Source organism: Geobacillus sp. WSUCF-018B (assembly GCF_002809985.1).
In the GTDB taxonomy this organism is placed as follows: domain Bacteria; phylum Bacillota; class Bacilli; order Bacillales; family Anoxybacillaceae; genus Geobacillus; species Geobacillus thermophilus.
This window is the reverse complement of record NZ_PIJF01000076.1, coordinates 1-8,447: the sequence shown is the minus strand read 5'-3', so window position 1 is coordinate 8,447 and position 8,447 is coordinate 1. Positions and strand designations below refer to the sequence as shown.

Here is an 8,447-nt window from a genome sequence, read left to right as displayed (position 1 = left end):
GTCAACATGCGATTCACCTCCTTGTCTATCAATATTCACATCATGGACAGGAAAAGCAAAAAATATTCAGCTCACTTTATGATGTGGCTGAATAGTTACCAAACTAATATGGTTACGATAAAAAATAAATAAGATTCTCCCTCCCTTTCTTCCCATAAGATTTTCAATTTGTCTGGGCTAAAATAAACATCATCCAATACTCGAATACTTTTACAAAAATTGGTAACCTTAAAGTATAGAGAAGGTGTTGTACATGGCAAGAATTGGTGTTGAACAATCTTTGACCAACGTCCAAGAAGCATTACGCCAAAGAGGGTATGAAGTTGTTCCTTTAAAAGGAGAAAACGATGCAAACGAGTGCGATTGCTGTGTGGTCACTGGTTTAGATTCCAATATAATGGGCATGCAGGATGTGGTAACTCAAGGGTTAGTGATTGAAGCTAAAGGTTTATCAGCTGAGGAAGTATGTCAGCAAGTTGAAGAAAAAATAAAATATAGCTAATAACCCGTGGTGCTAGTTGAGCTTTAGCGCTCAACTAGCACCACGGGTGGTGAATTCTGTTTGTTTTGCATCCCACCGAACGATTTAGTAGAATGGGAGAAGGACACGGCAACAGAGAGGAAGACGTAGGATGTTGACATGGCCACAGGTTGTCATAAGGGAAATGGAAACACGAAAATCGTTATTCCGCCATGATCCAGATCACGCGCTGATCGGCTCCGGCGGGTATACGGCGGAAGACGAAGCGATCGTTCACGATGCGGCCATCGCCCTGGCGCTTGGAAAAAACGTACTGTTAAAAGGTCCAACCGGATCGGGGAAAACGCGGCTGGCGGAAACGTTGTCCGCCTTGTTCGGGCAGCCGATGCACAGCATCAACTGCTCTGTGGACCTTGATGCCGAGGCGCTGCTTGGGTTTAAAACGATCGTGCACCGCGACGGCCAAGCGGTGATCGAGTATGTGCCCGGCCCGGTCATCCGGGCGATGGAGAAGGGGCATTTGCTATACATTGATGAAATCAATATGGCCAAACCTGAGACGCTGCCAATCTTAAACAGCGTGCTTGACTATCGGCGCCGCCTCACCAATCCGCTCACTGGCGAGGTCGTCGAGGCGAAGCCGACGTTTGGCGTCATTGCGGCGATCAACGAAGGTTATATCGGCACCGTGCCGCTCAATGAAGCGTTAAAAAACCGCTTCGTCGTCATCGATGTCCCATATGTGCAAGGGGAGACGTTAAAATCGGTCATCATGGCACAAACTACATTAACAGACGATACGTTGATCAACCGTTTCGTCGCCTTGTCAGCCGACTTGCTGGCGCAGGTGCGAAACGGGCAAGTGGCAGAAGAAGCGGCTTCCGTACGCGCCTTGCTCGATGCGTGCGATCTGGCGGTGCATATCCCGCCGCTGCGCGCCATTGAACGAAGCATCATCGACAAGCTCGACGATGAACGGGAGCGGGCGGCGGTGCGCAATATCGCGGAAACATGGTTTGACGAGTAGGAGGCGGCCATGGAACGGTTTATGATATTCAACGATCGGCCGATTGATCCGTTTTTGGTGATGCAGCTCGCCGATCTCGCCCGAACGCTCGCCCGCCGTCCTGACATGACGGTCGAGTTCGCCGCCCATTCCGGGATGCATCCGGTTAAGCCAACGGTGTACGTCAGTCAGTTTTGGGATGTGTATCCGCCAAAGGAGAAAGAAACGGCGATGAAAAGCGATGTCGCCTTGCGCGTCATCGGCACGCGGCGGCATACGGACCTAGCGGCGGTCCGCGCATTTCGGCAAGCAGCCGAAGCGCACCCATGGCCGAAACTGGCGAAACAGCTGTTTTCGTTGGCTGAGGATCTTCGTGTTGAGGCCCTCTGCGAGCGGGAACGGCCCGGGGTGAAACGTTGGTTTCGCACGCGCCGCCGCCTTTACCGTCGCTACTTCACCCAGCAATGGCAGGCAAACCAAACCCGCGGCGCCGCCGCCGATCAATTTTTGGCGGCGATGTATTTGCGGCTGACCGCCGACTCGCCGCTTGATGACGTTCCGCTCGCTCCGATGGCGGATGAAACGGTGCAGGCGCGCCTTGACGCGCTGTGGCCGCAATGGTTTGACGCGATGTCCACCGCGGATACGGCCCGCTGGGCGTTAGCCATCGTCGCATTGATGGAAGAGGCGCTTGCCGGTGACATGGTGAACGCTTACACCTCGCTTCCATTTGTCGATGACGGGGACGATGAACCGAAGGTGACGGTTCGCGATTTGAAGCGGGTCGATCCGTTGGAAAACCGCGATGCAGCGGAAAATCCGTCAAACGGCAAAGCGCACCAGGAAGTGCTGTCGACGTGGCACCGGGAAACAAGCCGGCCGAATGGGAATTTTCTCCGCTTTGAGTTGGAACGCGGCACCCGCACTGGCATGCTTGGCGACGGGGCGAGGCCGGGGGACGATGGCGACCAGGCGCTCGCCATTGTCCAAGGAACGTCCCGGCCGGCGAAGCGAAACGAATACGGCCTCGAGGCGGCGGCCGCATCCCAGGAACATCGACCAGCCGGAGGCGGTGCTCCATATGGGGAAGCGAACCGCCAGGCAGCCATCATTGTTTTTTCTTCCCCGCCGCCAAGTCGTGACGAACGGGACGAATACCGCAGCAAACAGGCGGCGGCCGCGCCATACCGGAAGCGGCTTGTGCGCGTGATGGAGCAATGGCTCGAACACCAGCGCAGCACGTGGCGCACGAACTTGCCGGCCGGACGGCTGCGCAAACAGCTCATACCGTTTTTTACCGACGAGCGGCCGCGCCTGTTTTACAAAAAAGGCGAGCCAGCGCGGCGGTTCAACGCAGCGTTCGGCCTGCTCGTCGACTGCTCGGCGTCGATGCACGATAAAATGGATGAAACGAAAACGGGGCTCGTTCTCTGCCACAACGTGCTTCAAACGTTGCGTGTGCCGCACCAGATCGTCGGGTTTTGGGAAGACGCCAACGAGGCAACCGCGGCCAGACAGCCGAATTACTTGCAAGTGGCTGTTTCGTTCCGCGAGTCGTTGGACCCATCAAGCGGCCCGGCGATCATGCAGCTTGAGCCCCACGAAGACAACCGCGACGGGCTGGCGATCCGCTGGATGACTGAGCAACTTCTCCGCCGCCCAGAAACGCAAAAAGTGTTGCTCATCTTTTCTGACGGGGAACCGGCCGCCTATGGCTACGAACAAAACGGCATTATCGACACGCATGAAGCGGTGGCCGAAGCGCGGCGGCGCGGCATTGAGGTTGTCAACCTTTTTTTAGGCCGCGGGGCGGATGACGAATCGACGCGGCGGACGATTGAAAACATTTACGGCCGCTTTCGCGTTTTCGTTCCACAAGTGAGCGAGCTGCCCGACCGACTGCTTCCGCTTTTGAAAACGTGGCTGCAAAAAAGCTTGTAACAAAAGGATGGGAATCGATGATCAAACTATTTACCGACAGCGATTTAGACGGCATCGGCTGCGGATTGCTCGCCAAGCTGGCGTTTGCCGAGGTGAACATTTCGTTTTGCTCGTACCGGAACTTGGATGAACGGGTCAGCCAGTTCTTGCAAAGCGAGGAAGCGAATGGCGCCATGCTGTTTATCACCGACCTAGCCGTCGGCCAGGAGGTGGAGCAGCAGCTCGCCGAGCGGGCCAAGCGCGGCGGCCATGTGCAAGTCATCGACCACCACGTGACCGCGCTTCATTTCAACAGCTATCCATGGGGATGGGTCGCGCCCGAACGGGAAGACGGCAAAAAAACATGTGCAACCTCGCTCTTTTACGATTACCTCGTCCGCGAAGGAAAACTGGCGCCTAACGAAACGTTGGATGCGTTTGTCGAGCTCGTCCGCCAGTACGACACGTGGGAATGGGAAGAAAATGGGAATTTGCAAGCGAAGCGGCTCAACGATTTGTTCACCATTCTCGGGCTCGACGGCTTTTGGGAGACGATGAGCGAGCGGCTCGCCTCCGGGGAGGCGTTCGCCTTGACGGAGACGGAAGAGTTGCTTCTGGATATGGAAGAAAAGAAAATTCAACGCTACATCCGACAGAAGCAAAAGCAGCTCGTTCAGCGCTGGATCGGCGATTACTGCATCGGCGTCGTGTTCGCTGAACGCCATCTGTCGGAGCTTGGCAACGCCTTATCCAAACGGCATCCGCACCTAGATTTGATCGCCCTAGTCAATCTCGGGACAAAACATATCGGGTTTCGCACCATCCATGACAATGTCAACGTCGCCGAATTCGCGAAGCAGTTTGGCGGCGGCGGCCACCCGAAGGCATCGGGTTGCTTTGTGGATGACACGACCTTTCCGCTGTTTGTCATCGAGACGTTCCCGCTTGCGCCTGTTTATGGCGATGCGGAACAAAACCAACTGAACAAGCGGGAAGAGGCAGAAGGCGTGTTTTGGACGAATCATCAGGGCCAGTGGTGGTTAAGCCGCCAGACGGAACAGGGATGGACATGGTATGCCGACGGGGGAGAGGCTCGCACCTTTCCCGATGAAGCCGCGGGCGAGCGATGGTTAAAGCGGCAGTTTGCGGCAGGGCTCGCATACGACGCCGCTGTGCTAGAGTTTTTAAGCGTGCGGCTCGGGCGGGACAAAGACGCCATCCAAGCCGACTATCCGTCGGCTGTCAAACAATACAAACATCAAACCGGCATCGAATAAGGTGCCGGTTTTCTTTGCGGCGACAAGAGAGAGCCCGCTGGCTTTGCAGCATGGCGGCAGGCTGATTCCGGCGGTGACAACGAACATACTGAAAGGAGCTCCATAGATCAAAAAAAGAACGTGACACGGCGGCCCATTCCGCCGGCCATTTTTTCATAGTGCCGCGGCACAGAAAATGTTAACATAATTGTAACAGTTTTTGTGTTTAGGAAAAACAGTCTCTGATTATAATAAGTATATAGGGAGGTGAAGAGGGTGAAACAGTACGTCTTTTCCTTTTACACAGACCAAGGAAGAACGTCTGTCTGGGATGAGGCGATTCCGGCATCCGGGATGATGGAAGCCTTTTCGAAAGCTCGACGGCTGCTCATCAGGTACAAACAAGAGAAAGGCATGCCGGTTCGCGTGCGATATAAAGGCGTCCGCTATCGCCACACCGACATTGCATAACGTTGAAAGTTAAAAAGAAAGGATGGGAGCATGCCTTTCCTGCGACAATCGACACGCAGCGGGTAACGTGCAGTGTTTCATGAACCACTCGGGAACACTGCACGTTATTTTATTTGCCTTTCAACTCGGCAGGAGAAAGGGACAAGCCCAGCCACTGTCAAACGATCAGGAAGGCGAGACGGATGCGGAAAATGATTGCGGTGAAACACATACTGCTCGGGCACAAGCTAGGAACGGCGCAAAAACCAAATCGGCGACGACTCTTGATTTTTTGGTATGACACAACAAATATGGACGAGCCCGCATCTCATCATCGCGCACTCCTTTATACCTATAACGGATTTCCAGGTGGCGAGGAGCTTAGCAGCCAAATATGTCCGCTGCATGCGTATGCTGCAAAAGCGCTCATTCATGACGGATGTCGTTGTTTTTTTGCTTTTCGTCTCACTATCAAAAGATTACTTTTTATTGAGACAAAACTGAATATAACTTCCTATAATTTATATTATGTCTACTAGCTAATTTCTGCACAAATGGAGGGTTTCTTCCCTCAAGTGCCCATAAAATCAATTATCCGGAACTTGTTATCCTAAGTTCCTCATAATTTTTTGTGTCTACGAATTATCATCTTTTAAACGAATTATCATTGTTTTTTTACCGATTATCATCGGTCGTTGATTATCAGCTGGAGGTGTTTTTTATGTTGTTTCGACAAGCCATTGATGAATTTCTTTTGTACTTGCAAATTGAAAAAAACTATTCACTTAACACCGTTGATGGTTATGCGTATGATTTGAGATGTTTCGAGAACTTCTTAATCCAACATGGTTATTCTGTACAACTTAATGACATTACAAAAACACATGTTCGTCGATTCATCCAGCATCAGATTACAAAAGAAAATGTCAAACCTAGAACGATCTATCGGAGAATTTCTTGCTTGAAATCGTTCAGTAAATACTGTGTCAAAGAAAATCTAATCGACAACGATTTTATGATCGGAATTGATACTCCTAAAACGGATAGTAAATTACCGACTTATATGTCTTTGTCTGAACTCCGAAAGCTGTTTCATTTTTTGGAGCAAGATAATAGCCGAATGGCGATGCGAAACCATCTTCTGTTTAAACTGTTAGCCACTACGGGTATGCGAAGATCTGAAATTGTTGAACTAACTTGGGAACAAATTGATTTATCTAACAACACGATACGTATATATGGGAAAGGAAAAAAAGAGCGCTTACTCCCCCCTCATCCTATGGTTGTCCCATTAATTTGTTGTTCTCCACGATGAGATTCAAGCCCTAAATAACCTCTCCCACCCCTTCATACACGCAGCGATCCGATACTTTACTTATCTTACACCAGCCTTGAATACCTTCTTCGTCTTCAGCGACTAAACATAAATTTGCAGCAATGGTCGATTCCCATTTTTCGAACGATGGTGCTGTCGTTTCAAACGTTGCTTGTCCTGTCGCAATTCCTTGCTCGTAAATCTCCTTCACTTGCAGCCAATCCTCTTTGCGAAAGCGGCGAATGTTCATATGAAAAATCCCTCCCTCTATAAATGTTGATATATCAACGGTTGTAGCCGTTTCAGGGGTGTCAAAAAATATTTTTCGACAAAGTTCCTAACATTATTTCTTAAATATATGTATATCTTACATTGGGTGGGTACACTTCGCGGCCACTACTGGTTAAATTTGGTTGTAGTAGGGGAAGCGTATGGGATGCACCGTGGATCTCTGCATCGCTGATGATGACGAACCCTCCCATGTCTCTTGGCATCTTAGTGGAATAAAAGATTTTATAATCTTGATAGATATAATGCGAGTTCTCTTATCTTTTCATCAGTTTTTTCCTTTATCTCATCTCGTCTTTTATTAGGCGAATAGAATGTATCTCTTTTTATAATATGGTCAGAAAGATTGAGTAGTCCAATTGCTTTTTTATTAAACTTCCTCGCAACAGCTAGAGTTGTAGCTGTTTCCATATCAACCCCTATATGACCACTTTTAGCCCATTTTTGAACCATTTCACTTGTTTCTACCATGATTGCACCCGTTGTAAAGACGGTTCCTGTTACATAACTATATCCCCTGTCTTCACAAAAGTTAATTGCTGTCTCTATAAGTTCTCTATCAGATTGTACTGTTTGTTGGTCTGGTAGATACCAATGTGAAACACCATCTGCCATTTCAGCAGCGGTTACAATTAAAATATCACCAAACTGTACATCATGAGATAGACCACCAAAGTATCCCGTCTGAATGAAAATATCGGTTCCAAGAGATGCAAATTGATGACATATTACTGCAGCACTTGGACCTCCAAATACATTAGCAAATCCGATTCTTTGATTATTTAATTTCCCTATAATTGAATTCCAATGAGGTGTCCATATATCCTTAACAATCTTATCTTTCCATATCGTTAGGTTTTTTTCATGTTCCCAAGCACCATGAATAATAAATGACTTTGGAACATCCTTTTCTTCTATATTAAATGCTTTTAGCCAATCTTTCTTTGTAAATTCACCGTATAATTTCAAGATTATCACTCCCTAGATATTAATTTGTCCTCAGAAAAACTTAAAAAAACCTAAGCATTTAATTGGTTCTAATCCCTCTCCAAATGAATCTGTGACGCCTTCCTCGAACCAACATATAGAACCAGCACTAACGCCAGCTAAAACAATCCCTTAGTTCCAAGCTTTTCTCAAAATATTATCTAAACCCCACTCTTTCCATAAAACTAATCAGTTTCTTGTATTTCCCCCACCAACATATATAATATCCTTCTCCAGTATAAACCCCTCTAAATCTCTTGTTGGCGGTTTAAATAAAGATAAATGAGAAAACTTGTCATTTCAAGCACCTTTCCCCATTATGAATATCAACACGGTTGCTTTCGCTCGATTAACGAATTAAAAAGAATCACTTTTATGGCGGATTGACCCCCTAATTTTGGACACATCCTATCTTATTTTAGGTTATTCTTAAAATTTCTCATTTTTTCTTGGCAAGAAAGATCAAATCCCTCTTGCCTTATACTCGAATTTCTTTAATTATTAACGCTTCCGTTTGCGCTTTTTTGTAAAATTCATGCGGCGGAAGATCGAGAATGCTTGAATGAATCCTCCGTTCGTTATAAAATCGCATATACTCCACCACAGCTTGATAAGCCTCTTCATAGCGATCAAACACCATTCTCCCTAGAAGGCCGGTGAATTAATGGGGCATAGACTTCCCACATGTCGAATTTTGGAGGCCATTCTCCCCGCCATTTGGCGCCAAAGGATGGGAAGACGAGC

At 48.6% G+C, this 8,447-nt stretch carries 9 protein-coding genes and 1 pseudogene; 6 read left to right on the top strand and 4 right to left on the bottom strand.

The window, feature by feature from the left end; translation table 11 throughout:
• Positions 1 to 253 precede the first annotated feature (253 nt).
• The 6 genes from CV944_RS15755 (at position 254) to CV944_RS15725 (ending at position 6,428) form a co-directional block, all read left to right on the top strand.
• Positions 254 to 502 (top strand): YkuS family protein, encoded by a 249-nt coding sequence (locus tag CV944_RS15755; protein ID WP_100664510.1) that lies wholly within the window; start codon positions 254 to 256, stop codon positions 500 to 502.
• 130 nt (positions 503 to 632) lie between these two features.
• A complete protein-coding gene (locus CV944_RS15750; RefSeq protein ID WP_094238688.1) occupies positions 633 to 1,508 on the top strand; it encodes an ATP-binding protein in 876 nt (291 codons plus the stop codon).
• 9 nt (positions 1,509 to 1,517) lie between these two features.
• Positions 1,518 to 3,428, top strand: a complete 1,911-nt coding sequence (locus CV944_RS15745; protein ID WP_100664509.1) for a nitric oxide reductase activation protein NorD — start codon at positions 1,518 to 1,520, stop codon at positions 3,426 to 3,428.
• A 17-nt stretch (positions 3,429 to 3,445) separates the two neighbouring features.
• Positions 3,446 to 4,684, top strand: a complete 1,239-nt coding sequence (locus CV944_RS15740; RefSeq protein WP_033014133.1) for a DHH family phosphoesterase — start codon at positions 3,446 to 3,448, stop codon at positions 4,682 to 4,684.
• Positions 4,685 to 4,939: 255 nt separating this feature from the next.
• Positions 4,940 to 5,134, top strand: a complete 195-nt coding sequence (locus CV944_RS15735) for a hypothetical protein (RefSeq protein ID WP_033010936.1) — start codon at positions 4,940 to 4,942, stop codon at positions 5,132 to 5,134.
• A gap of 700 nt (positions 5,135 to 5,834) precedes the next feature.
• Complete coding sequence (locus CV944_RS15725; RefSeq protein ID WP_233205042.1) at positions 5,835 to 6,428, top strand: tyrosine-type recombinase/integrase; 594 nt, start codon at positions 5,835 to 5,837, stop codon at positions 6,426 to 6,428.
• A 10-nt stretch (positions 6,429 to 6,438) separates the two neighbouring features.
• On the opposite strand, the gene CV944_RS15720 is transcribed toward CV944_RS15725, so the two are convergent.
• The 4 genes and pseudogenes from CV944_RS15720 to CV944_RS17210 form a co-directional block, all read right to left on the bottom strand.
• On the bottom strand, positions 6,439 to 6,678 hold the full coding sequence (locus tag CV944_RS15720; protein ID WP_233205034.1) for a GNAT family N-acetyltransferase: 240 nt from the start codon (positions 6,676 to 6,678) through the stop codon (positions 6,439 to 6,441).
• Between the two features lie 263 nt (positions 6,679 to 6,941).
• A complete protein-coding gene (locus tag CV944_RS15715) occupies positions 6,942 to 7,694 on the bottom strand; it encodes a nucleoside phosphorylase (protein WP_227140044.1) in 753 nt (250 codons plus the stop codon).
• Positions 7,695 to 7,724: 30 nt separating this feature from the next.
• Positions 7,725 to 7,991, bottom strand: a pseudogene (locus CV944_RS15710) (Type 1 glutamine amidotransferase-like domain-containing protein); the annotation flags it as partial.
• A gap of 190 nt (positions 7,992 to 8,181) precedes the next feature.
• Positions 8,182 to 8,343 carry an IS3 family transposase gene (locus CV944_RS17210; protein WP_083509297.1) on the bottom strand — a complete coding sequence of 54 codons (162 nt, stop codon included), beginning with the start codon at positions 8,341 to 8,343 and terminating at the stop codon, positions 8,182 to 8,184.
• Between the last annotated feature and the right edge of the window lie 104 nt (positions 8,344 to 8,447).